Source organism: Pantoea sp. B566 (assembly GCF_024793925.1).
Lineage (GTDB): Bacteria > Pseudomonadota > Gammaproteobacteria > Enterobacterales > Enterobacteriaceae > Pantoea > Pantoea ananatis.
In genome coordinates this window covers 2,058,621-2,083,357 of sequence record NZ_JANUQL010000003.1, presented here as the reverse complement: position 1 = coordinate 2,083,357, position 24,737 = coordinate 2,058,621, and the positions used below count along the sequence as shown (strand labels likewise).

At 56.7% G+C, this 24,737-nt stretch carries 22 protein-coding genes; 20 read left to right on the top strand and 2 right to left on the bottom strand.

The genetic code is table 11. The features are described from left to right. Positions 1-5: 5 nt before the first annotated feature. From NYE92_RS11355 to NYE92_RS11310, 10 genes are all read left to right on the top strand, one after another. On the top strand, positions 6-932 hold the full coding sequence (locus NYE92_RS11355; RefSeq protein WP_259019009.1) for an amino acid ABC transporter permease: 927 nt from the start codon (positions 6-8) through the stop codon (positions 930-932). Beyond that, entirely contained in the window at positions 916-1,710 is a 795-nt protein-coding gene (locus NYE92_RS11350; protein WP_015699521.1) for an amino acid ABC transporter ATP-binding protein, read from the top strand. The genes NYE92_RS11355 and NYE92_RS11350 overlap by 17 nt, the downstream gene beginning before the upstream one ends. 9 nt (positions 1,711-1,719) lie before the next feature. Beyond that, positions 1,720-2,619 (top strand): ABC transporter substrate-binding protein, encoded by a 900-nt coding sequence (locus NYE92_RS11345; RefSeq protein WP_014594600.1) that lies wholly within the window; start codon positions 1,720-1,722, stop codon positions 2,617-2,619. Between the two features lie 384 nt (positions 2,620-3,003). Beyond that, the gene (locus NYE92_RS11340) at positions 3,004-3,606 is read left to right on the top strand and encodes a cupin domain-containing protein (RefSeq protein ID WP_013027187.1); all 603 of its coding nucleotides are present in this window, start codon (positions 3,004-3,006) and stop codon (positions 3,604-3,606) included. Between the two features lie 335 nt (positions 3,607-3,941). Further along, complete coding sequence (locus tag NYE92_RS11335; protein WP_013027186.1) at positions 3,942-5,648, top strand: lysophospholipid acyltransferase family protein; 1,707 nt, start codon at positions 3,942-3,944, stop codon at positions 5,646-5,648. A gap of 74 nt (positions 5,649-5,722) precedes the next feature. Beyond that, positions 5,723-6,790, top strand: a complete 1,068-nt coding sequence (locus tag NYE92_RS11330; protein WP_259019008.1) for an ABC transporter ATP-binding protein — start codon at positions 5,723-5,725, stop codon at positions 6,788-6,790. A 15-nt stretch (positions 6,791-6,805) separates the two neighbouring features. Next, on the top strand, positions 6,806-7,807 hold the full coding sequence (locus NYE92_RS11325) for an ABC transporter substrate-binding protein (protein WP_259019007.1): 1,002 nt from the start codon (positions 6,806-6,808) through the stop codon (positions 7,805-7,807). Between the two features lie 2 nt (positions 7,808-7,809). After that, positions 7,810-9,552 carry an iron ABC transporter permease gene (locus NYE92_RS11320; protein ID WP_259019006.1) on the top strand — a complete coding sequence of 581 codons (1,743 nt, stop codon included), beginning with the start codon at positions 7,810-7,812 and terminating at the stop codon, positions 9,550-9,552. Next, entirely contained in the window at positions 9,540-10,433 is an 894-nt protein-coding gene (locus tag NYE92_RS11315; protein ID WP_259019005.1) for an MBL fold metallo-hydrolase, read from the top strand. Before NYE92_RS11320 ends, NYE92_RS11315 begins: the two co-directional genes overlap by 13 nt. A gap of 9 nt (positions 10,434-10,442) precedes the next feature. Next, a complete protein-coding gene (locus NYE92_RS11310) occupies positions 10,443-10,628 on the top strand; it encodes a hypothetical protein (RefSeq protein WP_259019004.1) in 186 nt (61 codons plus the stop codon). 5 nt (positions 10,629-10,633) lie between these two features. Here NYE92_RS11310 and NYE92_RS11305 read toward each other — a convergent pair whose 3' ends face one another. Beyond that, complete coding sequence (locus NYE92_RS11305) at positions 10,634-11,698, bottom strand: LacI family DNA-binding transcriptional regulator (protein WP_015699526.1); 1,065 nt, start codon at positions 11,696-11,698, stop codon at positions 10,634-10,636. Between the two features lie 220 nt (positions 11,699-11,918). Here NYE92_RS11305 and NYE92_RS11300 point away from each other — a divergent pair, with 220 nt between their 5' ends. Together NYE92_RS11300 and NYE92_RS11295 are read left to right on the top strand one after the other, a co-directional pair. Then, positions 11,919-13,229 (top strand): MFS transporter, encoded by a 1,311-nt coding sequence (locus NYE92_RS11300; RefSeq protein WP_013027180.1) that lies wholly within the window; start codon positions 11,919-11,921, stop codon positions 13,227-13,229. A 10-nt stretch (positions 13,230-13,239) separates the two neighbouring features. Further along, a complete protein-coding gene (locus NYE92_RS11295; protein WP_028715794.1) occupies positions 13,240-15,603 on the top strand; it encodes a TIM-barrel domain-containing protein in 2,364 nt (787 codons plus the stop codon). A gap of 49 nt (positions 15,604-15,652) precedes the next feature. Here NYE92_RS11295 and ftnA read toward each other — a convergent pair whose 3' ends face one another. Then, complete coding sequence (ftnA, locus tag NYE92_RS11290) at positions 15,653-16,159, bottom strand: non-heme ferritin (protein ID WP_013027178.1); 507 nt, start codon at positions 16,157-16,159, stop codon at positions 15,653-15,655. A 414-nt stretch (positions 16,160-16,573) separates the two neighbouring features. Here ftnA and NYE92_RS11285 point away from each other — a divergent pair, with 414 nt between their 5' ends. The 8 genes from NYE92_RS11285 (at position 16,574) to deoA (ending at position 24,692) form a co-directional block, all read left to right on the top strand. Next, a complete protein-coding gene (locus tag NYE92_RS11285) occupies positions 16,574-17,173 on the top strand; it encodes a pentapeptide repeat-containing protein (RefSeq protein WP_110015343.1) in 600 nt (199 codons plus the stop codon). A gap of 345 nt (positions 17,174-17,518) precedes the next feature. Further along, positions 17,519-19,105: a peptide chain release factor 3 gene (prfC, locus tag NYE92_RS11280; protein ID WP_014594591.1), complete on the top strand. Its 1,587-nt coding sequence runs from the start codon at positions 17,519-17,521 to the stop codon at positions 19,103-19,105. Positions 19,106-19,360: 255 nt separating this feature from the next. Further along, entirely contained in the window at positions 19,361-19,975 is a 615-nt protein-coding gene (osmY, locus tag NYE92_RS11275) for a molecular chaperone OsmY (RefSeq protein ID WP_014605063.1), read from the top strand. 99 nt (positions 19,976-20,074) lie between these two features. Continuing rightward, entirely contained in the window at positions 20,075-20,236 is a 162-nt protein-coding gene (locus NYE92_RS11270; protein WP_003848537.1) for a DUF1328 domain-containing protein, read from the top strand. Between the two features lie 239 nt (positions 20,237-20,475). Further along, entirely contained in the window at positions 20,476-21,525 is a 1,050-nt protein-coding gene (locus NYE92_RS11265) for a patatin family protein (RefSeq protein WP_014605064.1), read from the top strand. Beyond that, complete coding sequence (locus NYE92_RS11260) at positions 21,522-22,295, top strand: TatD family hydrolase (protein ID WP_028715793.1); 774 nt, start codon at positions 21,522-21,524, stop codon at positions 22,293-22,295. Before NYE92_RS11265 ends, NYE92_RS11260 begins: the two co-directional genes overlap by 4 nt. 229 nt (positions 22,296-22,524) lie before the next feature. Next, a complete protein-coding gene (gene deoC, locus NYE92_RS11255; RefSeq protein WP_072138297.1) occupies positions 22,525-23,304 on the top strand; it encodes a deoxyribose-phosphate aldolase in 780 nt (259 codons plus the stop codon). Positions 23,305-23,363: 59 nt separating this feature from the next. Then, the gene (gene deoA, locus NYE92_RS11250) at positions 23,364-24,692 is read left to right on the top strand and encodes a thymidine phosphorylase (RefSeq protein WP_078829053.1); all 1,329 of its coding nucleotides are present in this window, start codon (positions 23,364-23,366) and stop codon (positions 24,690-24,692) included. Positions 24,693-24,737: the final 45 nt, after the last annotated feature.

Here is a 24,737-nt window from a genome sequence, read left to right as displayed (position 1 = left end):
CGAGCATGCGTCATCAACAACAACTTCATGTGGTGCCTGCCCGCTATCCCGCCCGCACCCTGGGCGCTGTGGTAGCGCTGTTTATCCTGGCGGGCGTGGTGCAGTCGGTAGCGTTTAATCCACGCTGGGAATGGGGCGTGTTTGCCCGCTGGTTCTTTGATCCGGTAATTTTACATGGCCTGGGGCAAACGCTGCTGTTGACCCTGCTGGGCACGGTGTTCAGCCTGCTGTTCGGTGGCGTACTGGCGCTGGCGCGGCTCTCGTCGTCCTGGCTGTTAAGCAGCCTGGCATGGGGATACATCTGGCTGTTTCGATCGCTGCCGCTGATCGTGGTGCTGATCATTCTCTACAACTTCTCCTATCTCTATGACACGCTCTCTCTTGGCGTGCCTTTTACCTCGCTGTCATGGGGCCATTTTCAGACCATCAACGTGCTGGGCCAGTTTCCCGCGGCGTTGATTGGTCTGACGCTGGTACAGGCAGCCTACAGTGCAGAGATCATTCGCGGCGGCTTTCTGGGTGTCGATCATGGTCAGGTGGAAGCGGCTTCCGCCCTCGGGCTGTCCGCGTCGCGTCGCACCTTTCGCATCATTCTGCCTCAGGCGTTACGCGCCATTATTCCGACTGCATTTAACGAGATTATCAGCCTCGCGAAGGGCACGGCGATGGTCTATGTGCTGGCGATGCCGGAACTGTTTTACACCATCCAGATGATCTACAACCGCAACCAGGAAGTGATCCCGTTACTGATGGTCGGCGCGGCCTGGTATCTGATTATCACCACCGTCCTGTCAGTGATTCAGCACAGCGTTGAGCGCTGGCTGGCTCGCAGCGTCAGCCGTGAACCCAAACCGTCGCGCTGGCGACAATGGCGCACTCGCGTCGCACCGCTTAATCCTGTTGAGGAGATCGGCCATGTCCGAAGCCATTGATTACCGCTTATCCCCTACCACCGGAGCCATCAGCATTACCGGCGTCAGCAAACGTTTCGGCAGGCTCAAGGCGCTGGACAACGTCTCGCTGGATCTGGCACCCGGTTCCGTTACGGTGATTCTGGGGCCATCAGGATCGGGAAAATCGACGCTGCTGCGCACCATTAACCACCTGGAACGCGTGGATGAAGGGTTTATCCAGATTGACGGCGATTACATTGGTTATCAGCGTCGGGGTGACAGGCTATATGAGCTGAAGGAGCGGGCGATTCTGCGTCAGCGCATTAACGTGGGCTATGTCTTTCAGAACTTCAATCTGTTTCCCCATCTTACGGTACTGCAAAATTTAATCGAAGCGCCCATCGCGCACCGTCAGCTCTCGAAGCGTGAAGCGATAATCCGTGCCGGTGAGCTACTGGATATCGTCGGCCTGCGTCATAAGGCCGATGCGTGGCCCCGGCATCTCTCTGGCGGGCAGCAGCAGCGCATTGCCATTGCCCGGGCTTTGATGCTGCAACCCCGGGTGATGCTGTTTGATGAGCCAACCTCGGCGCTGGATCCGGAACTGGTCGGCGAAGTGCTGGACGTGATTAAAAAGCTGGCCCGATCGGGCACCACGCTGGTCATCGTGACACACGAAGTGGGATTTGCCCGCGAGGTAGCTGACAACGTGGTGTTTATGGTGGACGGAAAAATTGTCGAGCAGGGCAGCAGTAGCCAGGTGTTAAACCACCCACGACATGAGAGAACGCGCCGCTTTCTGGCGCGCGTACTCTAAGGGGCCAGAATGAGATATGCCTGTGTGACGCTGTGCGCGCTGCTGGTGAGCGGCGCGGTTTTTGCCGAGGAAAAACCGGATGTCGCCCGAAATGAACAGCCGATTCACGCGCCGGTGAACCCTGAGGCGGTTAAAAAAATTCCGGCGGATTTTCATTTTGTTGAGCCCGGCACGTTAACGGTAGCGACTTCAGCCACTCACTCACCGCCGCTGGCGCTGCTGGCGGCGGATAACGTGACCCGCATTGGCAGCGATCCGGATATTGCCCGCCTGCTGGCGGACAGCCTCGGGCTGAAACTTAAACTGGTACCGGCTTCCTGGGAGGACTGGCCGCTGGGGATCAGTGCCGGGCGCTATGACGTGGCCATGTTTAATATCGCGGTGACCGAAGAGCGGAAAAAGAAGTTTGATTTTGCGACCTATCGGGCCGATAACCACGCCTTTGCCGTCAAGGCGGACAGTCCGATCAGCGCGATAACTTCTCCGCCAGACGTGGCGGGCAAACGCATCATCGTGGCCTCCGGCACCAATCAGGAACGTATTTTACTCAGTTGGGACGCACAGAACCGGGCGAAAGGATTGCCACCGGTCACGCCGATTTACCTGACCGACGATGCCTCGGCCACGCTGTATCTGCTTTCAGGGCGGGCAGATGCGATGTTTGGTCCGCACGCCGTGGCGGCCTGGAAGGTGGCGTCACGCGGCCAGACGAAATTAGTCGGCGAGGGGCCCTACCGCGCCTGGGTAGCGGTGACCACGAAAAAAGGCAATGGCCTGGCCGCGGCGCTGCAAACCGCGCTGGATGGCACTATTGCCGGCGGGCAGTATCGCCAGGTGTTACAACGCTGGGGCGAGCAGGATGAGGCGATTACCCATTCGATGGTTAATCCACCCGGGATTATTTACTGAGTAAAACGAGCCAGCCAGGCGCTTCCGTTAAGGCCCATGAACGTGCACCGACCCGTCAGCTCTGGCGGGTTTTTTTATTTCCTTGCAACAGCCCGCGCAGCAGATCGGGGCGGTGTCATCGGCCCGTCATTTTCTGGCGGTATTGGTCTTCATCTTCGCGCTGACGGCGGCAAAAAAGCGGGCGGTTCAGCGGGCAACGATGGCCGCCGCACCGTTTACAGATTAATCCTACCAGATAAAAAAGACTTAGCGGGTTAAGGAGATATTGTTAACAACTAATTTGGCTTTGGTTAGCGAGTTAGAGTGATTATGTAAATTGTGATGTATAGCGCACATTCCAACCCTGCGACCTTTGTCACACTAAAGAAAAAAAGGAGACATTGTATGACTGCCCAAACTTCCAGTCTGATGTTGCTGATGTCTTTCGCAGCAGGCACATTTTCAGCTGGGGCATCAAATAACCCACAACATTTGATGTTCGCCAGCCCGTCTGCCGGCGTACCAAACAATCCGCTGCCGCTGATTATCTGGCCACGCGTGGTGCCGGAGGACGAAGAGAATATCGCCACCTGGTTCGAGGAAACCTTTGAAAAAAATGGCTGGCCGCCTGACTGGCGCGATCAGTTGTTTCCCTATATGCACTACCATCCTAATACGCATGAGCTTCTTGGCGTCGCTGAAGGCTGGGCGGAAGTGCTGTTTGGGGGCGACAGTGGCCGCATGATTACCCTGCGGGCAGGGGATGCCGTGCTGATCCCTGCGGGTGTCGGGCATCGACAGGTTTCCGCCAGCGAAGATTTCCTGGCGGTAGGTGCCTATCCTGAAGGGCTGAAGCCTGAAATTCTGCGCGATGAAATCGGCCAGCTCAAACTGTCCCAGGAAAAAGTGAAAAAAGTCCCGTTGCCAAAACGGGATCCCTTTACGGGTAAAGCGGGCGCGATGACCGAGATCTGGACCCCGGTTGCCGCCATGATGCACAACCCGTAGCGCGCACAGGGACCGGCTGCCCAAAAGGGATGAAGACGTGGCTGCAGAGGTTTGGCAGCGGCAACCGGCCCCGCTGCCTCCTGCTGAGAGGCGGCCAGGAGACGTTAGCGCCTTTATAGCAACCAGTATTAAGATTTTTCATATCCCGGCGCCGCGCCGAGCCGGCGAAATATCCTGTCTTATCCTGCTGTTTTTCCTGATGAAAACCTGTTTAGGCGCTCATGTGCCGCTGACCGCGCCAACAAATTTGCCTGCCGACCTGCCGTAATTCATAAAAGTGCAAACAATGCGACTTACTTTCGCTGTATCTCCGGGACAGGCACGAAAGGTTAACTATGTTTTCAGTCGATCAGGTCATTGAACGTTTCTGGCCGAACCAGCGTCCTGCCAACTGGCAGAAACGGATACTGAAGTGGATTCTACGTGAAGATGAATTCCAGCGCTTTGCCGCGCGCTATCCCCACCTGAAAGGGCTGGATATGGTCGAGCAGGTACTGGAACATCTTGACGTCCGTTGCGAACTTAGCGAGCGCGATCTGGAGCAGATCCCATCGCACGGACCGGTGGTGATCGTGGCGAACCATCCACTGGGTACCATCGACGGCATGGCGTTACTGCATGCGATATCTCAGGTTCGCCGCGACGTGAAAATCGTGGCGAACCGGCTAATTATGCTGCTGGAACCGCTCAACAGCCTGATGTTACCCGTCGACAATATCGGTAACCGCACCAACCGCCAGCAGCTGCAGCACATGCAACAGCACCTGAGCAATCAGGGCGTCCTGATTATCTTCCCGGCGGGCGAAGTGTCCCGCCTGACCAGCGCCGGCGTGCGCGATCGCGAATGGCATCACAGCTTTCTGCGCCTGGCCGCGAAAGCGCGCGCGCCGCTGGTACCGGTGCATGTCGAAGGTCGAAACAGCTCACTGTTCTATGCCACCGCGAAAGTCGCACCGTCCGTGGCGATGCTGATGCTGGTGCGTGAAATGTTTAAACAACGCGGGATGCGCATCAAACTGCGTATCGGCGCGCAGATCCCCTTCGCGCACTGGCACGATGGCCATACGCCCGGCAAAGAGCTGGCAAAGCGCGTGCGAAAACATGTTTACCGCCTGGGGCAGGGCAAAAAAGGGCTCTTCCAGACAGAATCCGCCATCGCGCTGGCGGAAGATCGTGCCGAACTGAAAAAGGCTCTGCTGCAAAGCGAGTTGCTGGGCAATACGCCTGACGGCAAGAAGATCTATCTGTGGCGGCGTAACGGGGCGACCTGGGTGCCGATACTGCGTGAACTGGGACGGCTGCGTGAGATTGCCTTTCGTGCCGTCGGTGAGGGCAGCGGTCGCCGACGGGATCTCGACAGCTACGATGATGACTACTATCACCTGATTCTGTGGGACGACGCAGAGCTGGAAATCGTCGGGGCTTACCGGTTTATCCCCGGTGGCGAACAGCTGGAACGACGCGGCATGGAAGGCCTCTACAGTCACAGCCTGTTCCATTACGACGAACGCATGATCCCTATTCTTCGTCAGGGCATTGAACTGGGCCGCAGCTTTATTCAGCCCGCCTACTGGGGTAAACGCGGGCTGGACTATCTCTGGCTTGGCATCGGGGCTTACGTGGCCAGATATCCCGAGGTGCGCTATCTGTTCGGACCGGTTTCCATCTCTGGCACTATGCCGCTGGCGGCGCGCGATTTGCTGGTCGCGTTCTATCGGATCTATTTCCCAACGGACTTTCCGCTGGCGACCTCGCGCTGTCCTTATCCGGCCTCTCTGCCTGCCGTACTGGCCCAGTTTAGCGGCAATGATTACAAAGAGGATCTTCAGCGGCTGAAGCAGCTGCTCAGTAACCTCGGCGTCGCCATCCCCACGCTCTACAAACAGTATTGCGAAGTCTATGAGCCAGGCGGGGTGCAGTTTATTGATTTCGGCAGCGACCCGGACTTTAACAACTGTATTGATGGGCTGGTATTGGCAGATTTAACCAAAATCAAGCCATCGCGCTACGAGCGCTACGTGGCGGTCCATCTGCCGAAGTAGCCCGGTGTCACGGTCCTGTCATCAAACTGTCGTAACGTCTTGCACAAAACGTACACGGCAAAGGCGACATCAACATGGCCGCAATTTCACTCTCCGGGCTGAATAAAGCCTTCGCGGCGCAGCCGGTCCTTGAGGCGGTATCGCTGGAGATCCAGCAGGGTGAGTTTATCGCCGTGCTGGGCCCCTCCGGCTGCGGCAAAACGACCTTACTCAGGTTAATCGCCGGATTTGAAACGCTGGATCGCGGCGAGATCTGGGTGGACGACACGTTGTTTGCCTCCCCGGATTTTCATCTGCCTCCCGAAAACCGCGATCTTGGCGTGGTGTTTCAAAACTACGCGCTGTGGCCGCATATGACGGTGGCTGAAAACGTAGGCTATAGCCTGAAAGTCAGCGGCGTAAACCGTGCCGATCGGGAAGAACGTATCCGGCAGGCCCTGGCGCTGGTCGACCTGCTGGCCTTTGCCGATCGCCGCCCGGCCGATCTGTCCGGCGGTCAGCGTCAACGCGTAGCCCTGGCCCGCTGCCTGGTGGCAAAGCCCCGGCTGGTCCTGCTTGACGAACCTCTGGCTAACCTTGACGTGCATTTGCGTGCCGCCATGGAAGAGGAGTTTCGCCGTTTTCACCGTCACAGCGGGGCCACCTTAATTTATATCACCCACGATCAGCGCGAAGCGATGGCGCTCGCCGATCGCGTTGTGGTGCTGAATGCGGGGCAGGTCATGCAGTTTGCTTCACCACAAACCCTGTGGCGTGAGCCCGCTAATGAGATGGTCGCCACCTTTATTGATGAGGGGCGCGTGCTGGCGGTAAAAGAGATTGAACCGACAGGCCAGGGGCAGGCATCGGTGATGCTGTTTGGTACACGGATGCGGTTGCGCTGTGCCGCGCATCAGACAGCCTTGCCGCAGGGTAAAGCCAGCTTTCATCGGGCCAGTTTCCGCCTGGCGGCTGACGAAACCGGCCATTTCACCGCCAGGGTTGAACGCCTGATTTACCGCGGCGGCCATTACGACATCCATCTGTCTCCACAGGCAGAGCCTGAGGTTTCCATCACGCTGGCCCTTGACGATGTCTCTGCTCTCAGGGTTAACGACACCGTAAATATTGCCGTGACTGACGGCTGGATTCTTCCCGCATAAAGGACTTCAGACAGTATGAAAAAACTCATGCTTACCTCGGTTACATCTCTGCTCTTCACGGCTGCGCTGGCAGGCCCCACGCTGGCGCTGGCGGCAGACAAGCCTGCCGGCAAGCTGGTGGTCTACACCTCGCAGGCACCGGAAATTGCGCAGCAAACCATGGACGCGTTCAAAGCGGCCTATCCCGGTATTCAGGTGGAATGGACGCGCAACGGCACTACGCAGTTAATGAACGTGCTGCACACGGAAATGATGAGCGGCAAGGTGAAGCCCGACGTGCTGTTGGTTGCCGACGCCATCAACCTTGGCGCACTGAAGAAAGAGAAGCAGCTCTATGCGTATCAGGATGCGCCCGTCGATCACCTGAAACCCGCCTTTTATGACCGGGATAAAACCTTTTTTGGCACCAAAATTATCGCCACCGTGATTGCCTACAACACGCAGCGCGCTAAACCCGTTAACAGCTGGAAAGCCCTGCTAAACGCGGACAACAAAGGGCAAATTGCCATGCCCAGTCCGCTTTACTCCGGGGCTGCCTTGTATAAGCTGCACACGGATATCACGACGCCTGACATCGGCTGGAACTTCTATAAACAGCTGGCGGCGCTGGGCATCGCGCCGCAGGGCGGTAACGGACCTGCGTTAAAAGCCGTAGCGAGTGGACTGGATAAATATGGTGTGATTACCGATGCCGACATTATCCGGGCCAAAAAGCAGGGATCGCCCATCGACCTGGTCTATCCCGAAGAGGGCGTGTCTTACGTCACGGAACCCGTCGCCATTATGAAATCGGTGCATAACCTGCCTGCCGCGAAAGCCTTTGTGGATTTTCTGCTGTCAGAGCCGGGACAGAAACTGGTGGTTCAGCAGGGTAACCGGCCGGTCGATGACCGCATTGCCGCGCCTGAAGGCTTTGTTCCGGTAGACCAGATCAAACTGCTGACCCCGGACTTGGAGAAGGCGGTGGCCGATGATGCGCAGGTGCGGGAACAGTTTACCGCGCTATTCGGTGGCTGAGAATGAGCGTGCTGAGTAACGACTGTCAGCCTCGCCGGGTGCATCGCACGCGCTGGCGTTTTCGCGCTGAACCCTGGGTGCTAGGGCTGCTGGTGCTGACGATCGGGCTGCTGTCCGTGGCGCCTTTTACCCGGCTGATCTGGACAGCGATAGCCCCGCAGGGCGTACCGGATTTGACACGGCTGACGCAGCTGTTGATCAGCCGCCGGGTACTCAGCGCCACGTTAACGACCTTAAGCATCGGGCTGAGCGCCACCCTGTTGTCGCTGTTGCTTGGCACGCTCGCCGCCTGGCTGGTGGCGCTGAGCGATATGCGCGCTAAAGCAGCCTGGGTCTTCGCCTTTATCTTACCCCTGATGATTCCGCCACAGGTGACGGCACTTGCCTGGCTGCAGGCGCTGGCGCCAGGCAGCCTGCTGGCATCGCTGTTTCAGCTGCTGGGTTTACCCTGGTTCGCGCCGGGTGAACAACCGCTCTATTCATGGGGCGGCATCGTGCTGCTGCTGGGCCTGCACAATGCGCCACTGGTGTTCCTGACGGTGCGTGCCGGGCTTCGCCGTTTGCCGGCAGAACTGGTGGAAGCCGCGCAGATTAGCGGGGCTTCGCACGGGCAAATCCTGCGCACCATTATTTTACCGCTGGCGCGTCCCGCCATCTTCGCGGGCGCGGCGCTGGCTTTTGTGGCGGCGGTCGGGAATTTTGGTATTCAGGCGATGCTGGGCATTCCGGCACGTCTGCCGACCTTAATTACGCTGGTCTATCAGCAACTTAACGCCATTGGCCCCGGTGCGCTGCCGGATACGGCCGTCTATTCCTTGCTGATTGCGCTGATCACCTTAACCGGCATGATGCTGAGCGGCTGGCTGGGCGGACGGCGTGATGTTCGCGTGAGTGGCTCGCCGCGCCCGTTTCAGCAACCGCTTAACGGCGCGCGGCTGCCCACGGAGGTGATGGCCTGGCTGTGGATGGCGGCTACGCTCATCATGCCGGTCAGCGCGCTGCTGACCAGTGCGCTGACGCGCGGCTTTGGTCAGGCCTTGACGTGGCAGACCCTGACGCTGGAAAACTTTTACCAGGCGCTGTGGGGCTATCCCGCAATACGCCATGCTTTCGCGACCAGCCTGTGGCTCACCTCGCTGGCGACGCTGATGCTCACGGTCATGGCGCTGTTTCTGGCTTTCTTCCTGAGCTGGCGACGCACGCGACTGGTGCGCGGCCTGTGGTTTGCCAGCGAGCTGACTTATGCGCTGCCCGGTATCGTGACAGGTGTGGCGGCAATCCTGTTTTTTCTGCCGCCGCTTCCTCTGCTGGCGGTCTCGATTTACGGCACGGTCTGGATCATTCTCGCCGCCTATCTGTCCAACTTCCTGGCCTTAGTCTTGCGCCCCACGCTGGCGGGCTTCGCACAAATTGACCCCTCGCTGGATGAGGCCGCGCGTCTGTGTGGAGCGGGGTTTCTGCGCCGCATGGGCGATATTTTACTGCCGCTGGCGGCGCCGTCTGCGCTGGCGGGAAGCCTGTTGGTCTTTCTGACCGCGCTGAACGAAATTCAGGTCTCGGTGCTGCTGGTGACCTCCGATAAGCAAACCCTTGGGCCAACCATTATCTTTCTTGATGAGGGCGGCTCTGCACCGCTGGCTGCCGCCGTAGGATGCCTGATGATTCTGGTTGTTCTGACCTTGATGTTGCTGGCGACGCGCCTGACGCGCGCGCTGCCGCAGGGAGTATTGCCATGGCAAGCCTGACCGTGGTGAGCGGCGTGGGGGGAAAGTTGCCCGCCGCTTTCCTGCTTGAGATTCAGGGATACCGCCTGTTGTGGGATCTGGGCGCGGGGCCGGAGCCCGGCGTAAGGCCGGATTTGACGGTCACGGGGCACGTCGATGCCATCTGTCTGACCCATTCTCATGGCGACCATACAGGTGCACTCGACAGCTGGCAGGCGTTGGGATCGCCGCCGGTTTACGCCACGGAACTGACCTGGCAGCAGTTGGGAGAGTGCCCAGTACCTGCGCGATCGCGGCACGCATTGCCCTTACGCGGGCAGTGCGCGGTTGGCCCGCTTAATCTGTTTACCGGCCGGAGCGGCCACTCACCGGGATCCGTCTGGTTTCACCTGCCGGTCGCGGGCGGCATCACCTATATGGGCGACTGGAGTCGCGAATCACTGCTGCTGCCTTTTGACCGACCACCACGGGCGCGCTGGTTGATTACCGATGCCTCTTACGGCGACCGTCATCAGCGACTTAATCAGCAGGTTGACGCGCTGGTACAGGCTGCCCGCCACGGGGCGGTGGTCACGGCGCCGTTGCACGGCAGAGGCCCGGAGATGGCACTGCGGCTACGAGCAAAAGGATTACCGGTGGTGCTGTGCCCGCAGGTGCGGGAAGACGTGTCACAGCTGCTGGCGCAAAATGCGCTGCCGGCCGCCACGGCGCTGGCGTTGCTGCCGTTGCTGCGTGAGCCGACGCCTGCGCAATGGCGACCTGACAGCGTTATCGTCGCGGCCGATGCGGTGGCGGACAGCGGCCTGGCCGCCTTGCTGAGCCAGCGACCCGAGTTCAACCTGATTTTTAGCAGTCATGTCGCTCGCGGCACGCGGGCCTTCGCGATGCTACAAAACGGCTAAGCGCAGTGGTTGCCCTGGAATGTCCATCCCCCGCTGGACGATCAACTGGCGTTGATCAAACACAGCGGAGCGGAACAGGTCATTCCCGCTTTTGTCGAGCCGGCATTGTGCCAGCAGTTAATCGCCCGAGCGTCTGCCACGCTCAGCTGGCAGCGTCACTTTACGCTGTCATCCCGCTGGGAAAGCTTTGCCTGATCGCATTAGCTGTAAAGCCCGTGCTGCTGCACCGGCGCATGACCCGGATTATCCCGGATGCGGCGTACCGAGTCGCGTACCACCAGCTTGCCGTTCAGCAGCAGATTACCGGGCGGCAGGTTTGGATCTAAACGCAGCGCCTGAAGCATTTTGACGGCGGCCTCGCCCAGCTCGTCTCGCGGAACCTGAACCGAGGTTAACGGGATCTCCTGCACGGTGGCCAAGTTGAAACCATCCATGCTCATCACGGACACATCTTCCGGCACCCGCAGGCCCGCTTGCTGTAACGCCTGCACCGTTCCGGCGGCAATATAATCGCCACTCGCCAGAATCGCCGTAGGGCGCTGCGCCTGCGGGCAGCGACGCAAATAGTCGCCCAGACAGGCGCTGGCTTCGCTGCTGCTAAAACTGTTGAGCGTAATCAGGTGCTGGCGGCTGTCGAAGCGCAGATTCATGGCATGCCAGGCATCGCGTACACCCTGAAGCCGCTGCTCCATGGTGTAACGCCGAAGGCAGTGCAGCGACAGAATTTGCCGATGGCCCTGTTCAAACAGATAGCGCGCGGAAAACTCGCCAATAAGCTGATGATCCGGCGACACCGAGGGCAGGCGCATTCGGCGGTCGCGGGCGTTGATCAGCACGCAGGGTTTGTTCATTTCGGCCGCCAACTGATGAATGTGTTCATCGTCGATACCGATCAACAGCGCGGCTTCCGTCTGCTGCATCTTGTCGATAAACAGCGCGGCATCACTTTCCACTTCTTCCAGCGGGCAGTAGCGCAACCGCACATCGTGCGGTTTAACGGCTTCGCTGATCCCCTGGATCACCTTGTAATAAAAGATATCCGTGCGGATATCGAATGCCCGCGGTGGCGCAAATACCATCAGGTCATTAAGCAACAGCCGACCATGCTGAAGATTATCCAGTACGCCTTGCTGTTGGGCGATGCGTAACACTTTGTCGCGCGTGGCGGCGCGAATATTGGCTTTCCCGGCAAGGACGCGCGAAACCGTGCTGATCGACACGCCGCTCAGGGCAGCAATTTCGCTCACTTTTAAGCTTTGCTTCATTCTGTGATCGCCCTCAAATCTGCAAATGAAAAAATTTTCATAAGGTGCTGAATCGTGTCCCTGCTGGTCTGCAAGGGCATTTTTGTTATTTCCCGATAGTGCCATGAAAAGGTTTGCAAAAAATGGGCTGTACCCACGTTTTCGGCTTTTTTAAGGTCGGATCAGATAAACAGGCTCGCTGCGCGGCAACGCGTCAATCACTGGCTACAGGAGTTTCATCATGAGTCTCGACTCGACCACCCGCACTCACGCGTCGTCGCGCCCGCTGCGGATGATTAAAAATTTGCGCTGGTGGATGCTGGGCATGTTCCTGCTGGGCGTCACGGTGAATTACATCACCCGTAACTCCCTGGGGATTCTGGCACCGGAACTGAAAAGCACCCTGAATATGACCACGGAGCAGTATTCCTGGGTCGTGGCGGCTTTCCAACTGGCCTATACGCTGTTTCAGCCTGTGTGCGGCTGGTTAATTGATGTTATCGGTCTGAAAGTGGGCTTTTTGATCTGCGCCGTTATTTGGTCTGTCACCTGTCTGCTGCACGCCGGGGCAGGAAGCTGGTTGCATCTGGCGCTGTTACGTTTTGTGATGGGCGCATCAGAGGCGGCAGCCACGCCCGCGAATGCCAAGGCCATCGGGGAGTGGTTTCCGAAAAAGGAGCGGCCGGTAGCGGCAGGCTGGGCGGGCGTTGGCTTTTCCGTCGGCGCGATGCTGGCTCCGCCCATTATTTATATCGCGCATATCTCGTTTGGCTGGCAGGGCGCATTCCTGCTCACCGGCGGGCTGGGTTTGATCTGGGTGGCGCTCTGGTGGTGGGGCTATCACTCGCCTGAACGCCATCCGCGCCTCTCGGATGAGGAGCGGGCGTTTATTACCCAGGACAACGAAGTCATCGGCGAAAAGCTGCCGTTTTTCACTGCGATGAAAGTGATTGGGAAAGAGAAGAAGTTTTACGGAATCGCTATTCCGGCTTTTTTAGCCGAGCCCGCCTGGGCGGTCCTGAGCTTCTGGGTGCCGCTCTACCTGGCCAATGAACGCGGCATGGATCTGAAGCAGATCGTGATGTTCGCCTGGCTGCCGTTCCTGGCCGCTGACTTCGGCAGCGTCGCCAGCGGTTACCTGACAAAACTCTACGTGCGCTGGTTTGGCTGCTCCCGCGTGAACTCCATCGTCGCCAGTTCCGTCACCGGGGCCGCGCTGATGATCTCGCTGGCACTGATGACGCTGGTTAAAGATCCCTATCTTGCCATTGCCCTGATCTCCATCGGCGGTTTCGGCCACCAGGTGATTTCCTGCATGTTGAGCGCGCTGGTGGTTGAGCGTTTTGATCGCCGCCAGATGGCGACGGTCAACGGCATGCGCGGGTCCTGCGCCTGGATAGCCAGCTTTATTTTTTCACTGATTATCGGCGTTACCGCCGACACCATTGGCTTCAATCCCTTGTTTATTGCCATGGGCTTTTTTGATCTGATTGGCGCGGTTTTTCTGGTGATGTTTATTGCCGAACGCCGCCAACGTACTGCTAAACAGTGAGGGTAATCTCATGAAAACACTTAAGACATGGACGCTACATCAACAAACGCCGCATTTTGTCGAACTGAAAGTCGAGCAGCGTCACTTTTTACGGATTTACGTATTAGAAAACGGCCTGATGCGCGTGCTGCTGAAACGCGACGGGGAACTGGCGCTGAACCGCACCTGGAGCATTGCCCCGCAAGAGGATGTGCCTTGGGAGGGGCGCGACCGCGAATCGCTGGAAGGTTTTACGCTGCCCGCCTTTACCCTGCAACAGGAGGCGCAACAAATCCGTCTGGCCACGGACCGGCTGCGGGTTACCGTGCATTATCCCCTTTGCCTCAGTTGGGAACATTTTGACGGCACCGACTGGCAGCCGCTGGCGGTCGATCGCCATACCGGGGCTTACCTGCTGAACATGCATGGCGATGGTGTGGAACATTATCAGCGTCGTCAGCCGCAGGACCGGGTTTACGGCCTGGGTGAAAAGAGCGGCGATCTCAACCGGGTCAATCGCCGTTTCGAAATGCGCAATCTGGATGCGATGGGCTATAACGCTGCCAGTACCGATCCGCTCTACAAACATATTCCTTTCACGCTGACCCAGCGTGACGGCGTCAGCTTCGGGCTGTTTTACGATAACCTCACCAGCAGCTGGCTGGACCTGGGGAATGAGTTAGATAATTATCATCTGCCTTATCGCCGTTACCGCGCAGAGGCGGGCGATCTGGATTACTACATGATGCTGGGCCCGACGCTGCTGGAGGTGACCAAGGCATTTGTTCGCCTCACCGGCCGGACGCTCTTTCAACCGAAGTGGAGCCTGGGCTACAGCGGCTCCACCATGCACTACACGGATGCGCCTGATGCGCAGCAACAGCTCCTGTCCTTTATTCAACTGTGCCGCGAGCATGAGATTCCCTGCGATTCGTTTCAACTGTCGTCGGGCTACACCTCCATCAATAACAAGCGCTACGTGTTCAACTGGAACTATGACAAGGTGCCGAATCCCAATGCCATGTGCGCTGCTTTCCATCAGGCCGGGATGAAGCTGGCGGCCAACATCAAGCCCTGCCTGTTACAGGATCATCCACGTTATAAAGAAGTGGCGGATCAGGGGCTGTTTATCCGCGATTCGGAACAGGATCGGCCTGAGCGTTCCGTATTCTGGGATGATGAAGGCTCGCATCTGGATTTCACCCATCCCCAAACGGTGGCGTGGTGGCAACAAAACGTCACTGAGCAGTTGCTGAAAAAAGGGATCGATTCGACCTGGAACGATAATAACGAATATGAAGTCTGGGACGGCGAAGCACGCTGCTATGGCTTTGGCCAACCCATTGCGATTAAGCACATCCGACCGGTGATGCCGCTGCTGATGATGCGCGCCTCGATGGAGGCTCAGCAGCGCTTTGCCCCGGAAAAAAGGCCGTACCTGATTTCCCGTTCAGGCTGCGCAGGCATGCAGCGCTATGTGCAGACGTGGAGCGGGGATAACCGGACAAACTGGCAAACCCTGCGCTATAACATCCGTATGGGGTTGGGAATGAGTCTGTCGGGCCTGTTTAACGTCGGGCACGATGTGGGCGGGTTTGCCGGCGATAAACCGGATGCGGAGCTGTTTGTGCGCTGGGTACAGAATGGCGTGATGCATCCCCGTTTTACTATTCATTCATGGAATGACGATCACACCGTCAACGAGCCCTGGATGTATCCGGAAGCCACATCAATGATTCGTGAGGCTATTCGCCTGCGTTATCGCCTGATGCCGTATCTGTATACGCTGGCCTGGCAGGCCAGCGAGCAGGATGAGCCAATGCTGCGGCCAACCTTCCTCGATCACGAGCACGATCCGCGCACCTATGACGAGTGCGATGATTTCATGCTGGGGCGCGATTTGCTGGTGGCAAGCGTGGTTGAGCAGGGCGCCCGTCAGCGCCAGGTCTATCTGCCAGATAACGCCCACGGCTGGTATGACTGGCACAGCGGTAGCTGGCTGGCGGGGGGCCAGTCGGTAATGCTGGATGCGCCGCTGGATCGTCTGCCGTTACTGGTCCGTGCCGGTGCCGCAATTCCACTGGGAGAGTGTGAAAGTACCACCGATGCGCAGCGTGATAACGTACGGGAACTGCAGCTGTGGCCTGCGCCGGGCAATGCGACCACCTCCGGCGAACTGTTTGACGACGACGGAGAAACGCATGGCTGGCAGAAGGGCAATGCGCTTTGGCTGAGCTGGACGTTAACCAGCAGCGCGTCACGGTTGGAGCTGATCATTGAAAAGCGGGGAGATTATCAGCCAGCGTGGCGTGATATGGCGATTAGCTTACCGCCGGGCGAGAAGCGTCCGTTGTGGGTCAACGGGGAAATGACAACCTGTTACCGACTGGCGTAACCCAGAGCGCAAATCACACTACCGGCCCACCTGCGTGGGCCGGTTTATTTTAGGCGGAGTGGGTTTCGGTGCTCATGCGTCCAAGGTCTTTATCGACCAGGAACAGACCGTTACCGCTATCGCCAACCATCGCCAGTTTATCCAGCACGGTTTTAAACAGCTTCTCTTCTTCATGCTGTTCTGCAACATACCACTGCAGGAAGTTGAAGGTTGAATAGTCCTGCGTTGTCATCGCTGAGTGCGCCAGTTCATTGATTTTACTGGTAATCAGCTTCTCGTGATCCAGCGCCTGAATCAGCACTTCGTTCAGTGAATTGTAGGCAACGGGCGGTGCAGCAATGCTGCCCAGCACCGGCATAGCACCGGTATCGCTCAGATAGTCGAACAGGCGCTGCATGTGTTCCATCTCTTCACGCGAATGCATTTTCAGGAAGGACGCTGCGCCCTCATAGCCTTTATCGCTGCACCACGCACTCATTTGTAAATAGAGATTGGCGGAGAAAAATTCGAGGTTCAGCTGGTCGTTTAAACGTCCAGTCATTTCAGCAGTCAGCATGGCCGCGTCCTTTGAGTGTTAATAAATTAGTGGTGAATTATGCAACAGGCTGGTAACGAATGGGAAGCCTTTTATTGAAAAATTTGCAATTTATCTGTTTGATTTAAAAAGAATTATTTCAACTGTTGAATGCGAGCGATTATCATTGTGGTCAGCTTTTCGGGTCGCCAGTTGTCACTCCCTAAGCCGGTGCACCAGGCTTCCGTGCGGCTTCCTTTACCGGCAGGTCAGGCTGGATGCGGCCTGGCAGGAAGGCAAGGGTGACCCGGCGATGAACCGGCTGCAGCGCATGCGCAAGAAATGCCTGACCAGAGATTTGTGAGGCAAGGCGTGAAGGTGAATTTTATGCGGGTTCATCGCGAAGAAATCGCATAAACTTTTCGTGAAATGCCACCGTTAACCCTCAGGGGGAATATGCAATCTGTCAAAAGCCATGCTGAATTTTACGACGTCCAGTTTTCAAAAGAAGATTTCACCGGTCTGACGATCGCTGAAACGCATTTTGAAGACTGCGAATTCAATAACGCCAACTTTACCTCTGCGGTGTTTTCGGCCTGCAAGTTCATCAACTGTGTGTTTAATCACTGCAATATGAGCCTGCTGAACCCATCCAATAGCCGCTTCTTTGGCGTTCACTTCAATGAGTGCAAGCTGACCGGCATTGACTGGACGACAGCCTACTGGCCCGATTTTTATCTGGATCACGAACTGCATTTTCAGAAATGTATTCTGGCCAGCGGCTCTTTTTTTGGGCTGCGGTTGCAGGGCTTAAAAATGGAGGCATGCAAACTGACAGAGGTGGATTTCAGGGAGTGCGATTTAACTGGCGCAACGCTCACCGAATCGGACCTGACGGGCAGTTTATTCAATCACACCGTGCTACGTGGCGCAGATCTCACAGAATCCTGGAATTACGCCATCAATATCTTCCATAACACGGTCCATAAAGCCAAATTCTCTCGCCTGGAAGCGGTTTGTTTGCTGGAAAGTCTGGGCATCGAACTCGTCGATTAGTCGAGGCCTGAGGAGTAACCGCCCCCACGGATACGCTTTGTGGGGCAGGTTTCGTTCGGGGTAACGCCTGGCCACCCTGACGCGCTACCGGCGCGGCGGCCTGCCGTTTCTGACTGACGCCACTTTCTCTTCCGTACGCTGTAGGCCAATAGCACAAAATATTGTATGCTATGCCGCCTTAAAGTTGACCAGGTAACCGGAAGCACGCCAATGTAACTTTGCGCTCACCCCGCGACGACATAAAGTCGCATTTGGCACCGTTTATCCGCCGGTAAGGTTCTGCCGGCCACCGTGATTTATCTGCCGCGCCTGTTAGCGCGTGGCTACGTTGAGAAGAATTCACTCATGTCTAATCCCTTTTTAGAAGAGGTGGCACGCCGCCGCACCTTCGCGATTATCTCGCACCCGGATGCCGGTAAAACCACAATTACCGAAAAAGTCCTGCTGTTCGGACAGGCGATCCAGACCGCCGGTACGGTAAAAGGCCGCGGCTCCAACCAGCATGCGAAGTCTGACTGGATGGAGATGGAAAAGCAGCGTGGTATTTCAATCACGACGTCAGTTATGCAGTTTCCCTATCGTGACAGCCTGGTAAACCTGCTGGATACGCCGGGGCACGAAGACTTCTCTGAAGATACCTATCGTACGCTGACCGCCGTTGACTGCTGCCTGATGGTGATCGACGCAGCGAAAGGCGTTGAAGATCGTACCCGTAAGCTGATGGAAGTGACGCGCCTGCGCGATACGCCGATCCTGACCTTTATGAACAAACTCGACCGTGACATCCGCGATCCGATGGAACTGCTGGATGAAGTGGAAAGCGAGTTAAAAATCGCCTGTGCGCCCATCACCTGGCCAATAGGCTGCGGTAAGTTGTTTAAAGGGGTTTATCACCTTTATAACGATGAAACTTATCTCTATCAGACCGGTAAAGGGCACACCATCCAGGAAGTGCGCATCGTTAAAGGCCTGAATAACCCGGACCTCGACGCGGCCGTCGGCGAAGAGCTGGCCGCACAGCTGCGTGAAGAGCTGGAACTGGTGCAGGGCGCCTCGCACGAATTCGAAAAAGAGGCTTTCCTTAGCGGTCAGCTCTCTCCGGTGTTCTTTGGTACTGCGCTGGGTAACTTTGGCGTTGATCATATGCTGGATGGCCTGGTGGAGTGGGCGCCGCGCCCCATGCCGCGCCAGACCGATACCCGCCAGGTTGAGGCAAAAGAAGAGAAATTTACCGGTTTCGTGTTCAAGATTCAGGCTAACATGGATCCCAAGCACCGTGACCGCGTGGCGTTTATGCGCGTGGTATCAGGCCGTTATGAAAAAGGCATGAAGCTGCGCCAGGTGCGCACTGGCAAAGACGTCGTGATTTCTGATGCGTTAACCTTTATGGCGGGCGACCGTTCGCACGTAGAAGAAGCCTATCCGGGCGATATCATCGGCTTGCACAACCACGGCACGATTCAGATCGGCGACACCTTTACCCAGGGTGAGAACATGAAGTTCACCGGTATTCCGAACTTCGCGCCAGAACTGTTCCGCCGTATTCGCCTGCGCGATCCGCTGAAGCAAAAGCAACTGCTGAAAGGGCTGGTCCAGCTGTCGGAAGAGGGCGCGGTTCAGGTGTTCCGTCCGGTTCACAATAACGACCTGATTGTGGGAGCAGTTGGTGTCCTGCAGTTTGACGTGGTCGTCGCGCGTCTGAAAAGCGAATACAACGTTGAAGCCATCTATGAGGCGATTAACGTTTCTACGGCACGTTGGGTCGAGTGCAGCGATGCCAAAAAGTTCGAAGATTTCCAGCGTAAAAATGAGGTGAACCTCGCGCTGGATGGCGGTGATAACCTGACTTATATCGCTCCCACCATGGTGAATCTGAATATTACTCAGGAACGCTATCCTGATGTGACATTCCGTAAAACCCGCGAGCACTAATTCGTGCTTTCAGGGCCATTCCAGCACGGAATGGCCCTGTTTCAACGGATACAGAACCCTCCTAAAACGCGCCTTTTCCTCTCTTTTGACGCACGATCAACCAGTTACCCGAGCAAAACCCTAAATCCCGACTATGATTACTTCATCGGACGGTTTAAGAGACTTATTCTCCCCGCGTCCAGTGCCGCAGCAGCACTGTTTGCTGCTCTTGCGCCCACAGTTTTGGGCGAGTTAACAGATAGAAGGATGATATCGATGCACACAACTAAGATTACTAAAACATTGATGGCTGCGATGATCGGTACTGCTCTGCTGAGCGGAAGCGCATTTGCAGAGGAATCCGCGTCTCAGAAAGCCTCACAAACGGCTGACAGCGCCGGTGCAAAAATTGACAGCTCAATGAAGAAAGTGGGCGGCTTTATGGATGACAGCGCCGTGACGGCTAAAGCAAAAGCGGCCCTAGTTGATGACGACTCCATCAAAAGCACCGACATTTCTGTCAAAACCCATCAGGGCGTTGTTACCCTGAGCGGCTTTGTGACCTCACAAGATCAGGCTGAGAAAGCCGTGGCCGTGGTGAAAAAAGTTGAAGGCGTTAAATCAGTCAGCGACAAGCTGCACGTGAAAGACGCGAAAAAACAGTCAATGAAAGGTTATGCCGGTGACGCTGCCACAACCAGCGAAATTAAAGCTAAGCTATTAGCAGATGACATGGTTCCTTCACGTAACGTGAAAGTGGAAACCACCGACGGTGTGGTTCAGCTTTCAGGTGAAGTGGCGAATCAGGCACAGTCTGACCGTGCCGAAAGCATCGCTAAAGCTATCGAAGGCGTAAAAAGTGTTAAAAATGACCTGAAGGTCAAGTCTTAACACGACCCGGTGCGGCTTCTTTTGGAAGCCGCACTGATAAAAATACCCATCGTGGGATGAAACAAGCAGTTCAATATTAAAATGGTTAAGGAGAGGCTTATGTTTCGTTGGGGCATTATTTTTCTGGTGATCGCACTGATCGCTGCTGCATTAGGTTTTGGTGGCCTTGCCGGTACCGCAGCCTGGGCAGCTAAAGTCGTATTCGTGGTGGGTATTATTCTGTTCCTCATCAGCTTGTTCACTGGCCGTAAAAAGCTATAGCGATGACCCAGACTGTTTGATGCTGGCGTAGTCAGCATCAAACGGAGACCAGTTATTTGTGCGAATGTTATTGTGAGGCAAAGGATGCTTCATATTCGCAACGATGTGTTAAACGGCGCAACGCCAATAGCACAATTTATGGACAACGTAGCTGGTTCTCCGTGCTAGTATCCTTTCACAATTCTAATCCCTGCATTCCCTACATTTGCCTATCGGGAACCCAATCTGAGGTCGGTACATTGGGTATACGTATTCCCGTGACGCTTGGGGCGATTGAACCCCTTGCTCTCACACCTTTTAAAGCCAGGAAAATCGCCTTAGTGTGCGAGGGTGGCGGTCAACGCGGCATCTTCACCGCCGGCGTATTAGATGAGTTTCAGCGGGCTAAATTCAACCCTTTCCAGCTTTTGCTTGGCACGTCTGCCGGGGCACAGAATCTGTCTGCCTTTGTCTGCGCGCAGCCGGGCTACGCGCGCCGGGTGATCACCCGCTATACGACCAGCAAGCAGTTTTTCGATCCGCTGCGTTTCTTACGCGGCGGCAATCTTATCGATCTCGACTGGTTAATCGACATCACCCGAAGCGAATTCCCCCTGGCGATGAGCAGTGCCGAAACCCTGTTTTCCAGCGGGCGCGAATTCTATATGTGTGCCTGCCGCAGTGATGACTATGCGCCCAGTTATTTTGCGCCCACCAGTGATAACTGGCTGGAAATCATTAAGGCATCCAGCGCCATTCCGGGCTTTTATCGCCTGGGGGTGGATCTGGAAGGCATCAGCTATCTGGACGGTGGCGTCAGTGATGCTATACCCGTGCGTGAGGCGGCCAAACGTGGCGCAGATACGATCGTGGTGATCCGTACCGTACCCTCACAGATGTTCGATACGCCACGCTGGATAACGCGTATGGAACGCTGGTTTAGCGGCGGTGCGCTGCAGCCGATGCTCACTATCCTGCATCATCATGAGCAGACCTATCGGGAAACGCAGCAGTTTATCGAGTCACCGCCAGGGGATTTACGCATCATTGAAATTTTCCCACCGCGCGTGCTGGCCAGTAACGCTTTAGGCAGCCGGATCGCCTCGCTTAACCAGGATTACCACCTGGGACGCCGCTGTGGCCGCTATTTTATGGCCACGCTGGGCCAGTGGCTGAGCGATGCCGAGCCGCAAACGGGGCTGGATATCGTTACGCCTGCCGCGCCGGTGGCGAATGAACCCAACAGTGGGGCGATCGTTACGCCGCTGGCGGGCAATGACGACGCCTGGAATGAAGGCTCGCTGGCATGAGGTTTGTGGATACCCATTGCCACTTTGATTTTCCGCCCTTCGTCGGGCAGGCGGCGGAAAGTCTTGCCCGGGCCGCCCAGTCCGGCGTTGAAAAAATTATCGTGCCCTCGGTAGACGCGGGACGCTTTGCAACGGTCTGCCAGTTGGCTCACGCCCATCCCGCCCTTTATGCTGCGCTGGGGCTGCACCCGATTGTTATTGAACATCATCAGGAATCGCATCTTAGCGAGCTGGAAGCCCGGTTGATAAAGTCGCCCGCTAAGCTGGTAGCGTTAGGTGAGATCGGCCTGGATCTTTATCGGGACGATCCGCAGTTCGACAAGCAGAAACATTTTCTGGATGCGCAGCTGAAGCTGGCTAAACGTTACGATCTGCCGGTGATCCTGCACTCGCGTCGAACGCACGATCAGCTGGCGCTGCATCTGCGCCGTCACGATCTCTCGCGCCGTGGCGTGGTTCATGGTTTTGCCGGTAGCCTGCAGCAGGCCCAGGCTTTTATCAAACTTGGCTATGCGATTGGCGTGGGCGGCACCATTACCTATCCGCGCGCCAGTAAAACCCGACAGACCATCGCACAGTTACCGCTTTCATCCTTGTTGCTGGAAACGGATGCCCCCGATATGCCGCTGAACGGTTTTCAGGGGCAGCCCAACCGACCAGAGCGCGCTTTTCAGGTGTGGCAGGTGCTGTGTGAGCTGCGTGAAGAAGCGCCAGAGGTCATTGCCGATGCGCTATGGCACAACAGCCACAGACTTTTTCGCCTTTCCTGATGTCGCCCGTTTACCCTTCTTCTCACAAAATGTTATAATAATAACATTCCCGTCGTGGGCTTATACGGGCTTCGCTTCGCCTTATTTCGTGACTGAATCAACTTTTATCTGAAATATTGCAGTTGTTTCATATTTCGATGTGACGAATGGCACATATTCACCGGCTCCGAATTGTTATTATTATCACATACGGGTGGATAAAAACTCACCCCTTGTCCTGGAGATTGTTATGACTGATATCAAACAGCAGGCTCTGCGCGCGCTGAAACTGATGGATTTAACCACCCTGAATGAAGATGACACCGATGAGAAAGTGATCGCACTGTGTCACCAGGCGAAATCCCCGGTGGGCAATACCGCCGCCATCTGCATTTATCCGCGTTTTATTCCCATTGCTCGCAAAACGCTGCGTGAGCAGGGCACGCCGGACGTGCGTATCGCCACCGTCACCAACTTCCCTCACGGCAATGACGACATCGAGATCGCACTGGCTGAAACCCGTGCCGCTATCGCCTACGGCGCTGACGAAGTGGACGTGGTTTTCCCTTATCGCGCGCTGATGGCTGGCAATACTCAGGTGGGCTTTGATCTGGTTAAAGCCTGTAAAACAGCCTGTGCGGAAGCGGATGTACTGCTGAAAGTGATTATTGAAACCGGTGAGCTGAAGCAGGAAGCGCTGATCCGTCAGGCCTCTGAAATTGCCATTGATGCCGGAGCGGACTTTATCAAAACCTCAACCGGTAAAGTGCCCGTAAATGCAACGCCCGAAGTGGCGCAGATCATGATAAGCGTGATCCGCGATAAAGGTGTGAAAGCGCAGGTTGGCTTTAAGCCGGCTGGCGGCGTGCGTACCGCTGAAGATGCCGCCATCTATCTGCAACTGGCTGAAGATACGCTGGGTGCCGACTGGGCTGACGCTCGCCACTTCCGTTTTGGCGCTTCCAGCCTGCTGGCAAACCTGCTGAACACCCTTGGACACAGCAGCGATACCCGTCAGTCAGGCTACTGATATCTCCGGGCGGCATCTTGCCGCCTTTTCTCCTCTTTCCCTGACGTAAGGGGGCGACTTTGTACCTTGCACAAGAAATCATTCGAAAAAAACGTGACGGCCACGCGCTGAGTGAAGACGAGATTCGTTTCTTCATTAACGGCGTGCGTGATAACAGCGTTTCGGAAGGACAAATTGCCGCGCTGGCAATGACCATTTATTTTCACGATATGTCGCTGCCGGAGCGGGTTGCCCTGACGATGGCGATGCGTGACTCAGGCACCGTGCTGAACTGGAAATCCCTGAATCTGAACGGGCCGGTGGTCGATAAGCACTCCACCGGCGGCGTCGGCGATGTCACCTCGTTGATGCTGGGGCCGATGGTGGCCGCCTGTGGCGGCTATATCCCGATGATCTCAGGTCGCGGGCTGGGGCACACCGGCGGCACCCTGGACAAGCTGGAAGCGATTCCCGGGTTTGACATTTTCCCCAGTGATGACCACTTTCGCCAGACCATAAAGCAGGTTGGCGTGGCAATTATTGGCCAAACCAACTCCCTGGCTCCGGCGGACAAACGCTTTTACGCCACGCGCGACATCACGGCCACCGTGGATTCGATTCCGCTGATCACCGCCTCGATTCTGGCGAAAAAGCTGGCCGAAGGGCTGGATGCGCTGGTGATGGATGTCAAAGTCGGCTCCGGGGCATTTATGCCCACGTATGAAGCCTCTGAAAATCTGGCGCAGGCCATTGTTGGCGTCGCCAACGGCGCGGGCTGTCGCACCACGGCGCTGTTAACGGATATGAACCAGGTGCTGGCCTCCACGGCCGGTAACGCGCTGGAAGTGCGCGAAGCAGTGCGCTTCCTGACCGGTGCGCAGCGTAACCCGCGCCTGCTGGAAGTCACTTTGGCGCTGTGCAGCGAAATGCTGATCTCCGGCAAACTGGCGGAAAATGAGGCTGAGGCACGCGAAAAACTCATGACGGTGCTGGATAACGGCAAGGCCGCAGAGGTGTTTGCCCGCATGGTGGCGGCGCAGAAGGGCCCGACCGATTTTGTTGAGCGCTACGACAGCTATTTGCCTGCGCCAACGATGAGCAAAGCGGTTTATGCCGACCGGGCAGGCTGTGTTACCCATATGGATACCCGCGCGCTGGGCATGGCGGTGGTGGCGATGGGCGGTGGACGCCAGCGCGCCAGTGATGCCATCGATTACAGCGTGGGCCTGAGCGACATGATCACCCTGGGCGAGCAGGTGGATGCTTCACGTCCGCTGGCGGTCATCCATGCCAGCAGCGAAGCGCACTGGCAACAGGCCGCTGCCGCCGTAAAAGCCGCGATTACCTTGGGTGAACGCGCCCCGGCAGCCACGCCTGTCGTGTATCGCCGCGTCACTGACGTAGGCTGACGCAGGGAACCCCTTTATACCGTCCCGGATTCAGGTATACTGATC

What these genes read in the sequence shown, in the direction of transcription:
- NYE92_RS11345 (WP_014594600.1), top strand. Translation starts at nt 1,720, where the DNA reads ATGAGATATGCCTGTGTGACGCTGTGCGCGCTGCTGGTGAGCGGCGCG.
- NYE92_RS11305 (WP_015699526.1), bottom strand. Translation starts at nt 11,698, where the DNA reads ATGAAGCAAAGCTTAAAAGTGAGCGAAATTGCTGCCCTGAGCGGCGTG.
- NYE92_RS11285 (WP_110015343.1), top strand. Translation starts at nt 16,574, where the DNA reads ATGCAATCTGTCAAAAGCCATGCTGAATTTTACGACGTCCAGTTTTCA.
- NYE92_RS11295 (WP_028715794.1), top strand. Translation starts at nt 13,240, where the DNA reads ATGAAAACACTTAAGACATGGACGCTACATCAACAAACGCCGCATTTT.
- NYE92_RS11335 (WP_013027186.1), top strand. Translation starts at nt 3,942, where the DNA reads ATGTTTTCAGTCGATCAGGTCATTGAACGTTTCTGGCCGAACCAGCGT.
- NYE92_RS11260 (WP_028715793.1), top strand. Translation starts at nt 21,522, where the DNA reads ATGAGGTTTGTGGATACCCATTGCCACTTTGATTTTCCGCCCTTCGTC.
- prfC (WP_014594591.1), top strand. Translation starts at nt 17,519, where the DNA reads ATGTCTAATCCCTTTTTAGAAGAGGTGGCACGCCGCCGCACCTTCGCG.
- NYE92_RS11320 (WP_259019006.1), top strand. Translation starts at nt 7,810, where the DNA reads ATGAGCGTGCTGAGTAACGACTGTCAGCCTCGCCGGGTGCATCGCACG.
- NYE92_RS11315 (WP_259019005.1), top strand. Translation starts at nt 9,540, where the DNA reads ATGGCAAGCCTGACCGTGGTGAGCGGCGTGGGGGGAAAGTTGCCCGCC.
- NYE92_RS11355 (WP_259019009.1), top strand. Translation starts at nt 6, where the DNA reads ATGCGTCATCAACAACAACTTCATGTGGTGCCTGCCCGCTATCCCGCC.
- ftnA (WP_013027178.1), bottom strand. Translation starts at nt 16,159, where the DNA reads ATGCTGACTGCTGAAATGACTGGACGTTTAAACGACCAGCTGAACCTC.
- NYE92_RS11300 (WP_013027180.1), top strand. Translation starts at nt 11,919, where the DNA reads ATGAGTCTCGACTCGACCACCCGCACTCACGCGTCGTCGCGCCCGCTG.
- NYE92_RS11325 (WP_259019007.1), top strand. Translation starts at nt 6,806, where the DNA reads ATGAAAAAACTCATGCTTACCTCGGTTACATCTCTGCTCTTCACGGCT.
- osmY (WP_014605063.1), top strand. Translation starts at nt 19,361, where the DNA reads ATGCACACAACTAAGATTACTAAAACATTGATGGCTGCGATGATCGGT.
- NYE92_RS11270 (WP_003848537.1), top strand. Translation starts at nt 20,075, where the DNA reads ATGTTTCGTTGGGGCATTATTTTTCTGGTGATCGCACTGATCGCTGCT.
- NYE92_RS11350 (WP_015699521.1), top strand. Translation starts at nt 916, where the DNA reads ATGTCCGAAGCCATTGATTACCGCTTATCCCCTACCACCGGAGCCATC.
- deoC (WP_072138297.1), top strand. Translation starts at nt 22,525, where the DNA reads ATGACTGATATCAAACAGCAGGCTCTGCGCGCGCTGAAACTGATGGAT.
- NYE92_RS11340 (WP_013027187.1), top strand. Translation starts at nt 3,004, where the DNA reads ATGACTGCCCAAACTTCCAGTCTGATGTTGCTGATGTCTTTCGCAGCA.
- NYE92_RS11330 (WP_259019008.1), top strand. Translation starts at nt 5,723, where the DNA reads ATGGCCGCAATTTCACTCTCCGGGCTGAATAAAGCCTTCGCGGCGCAG.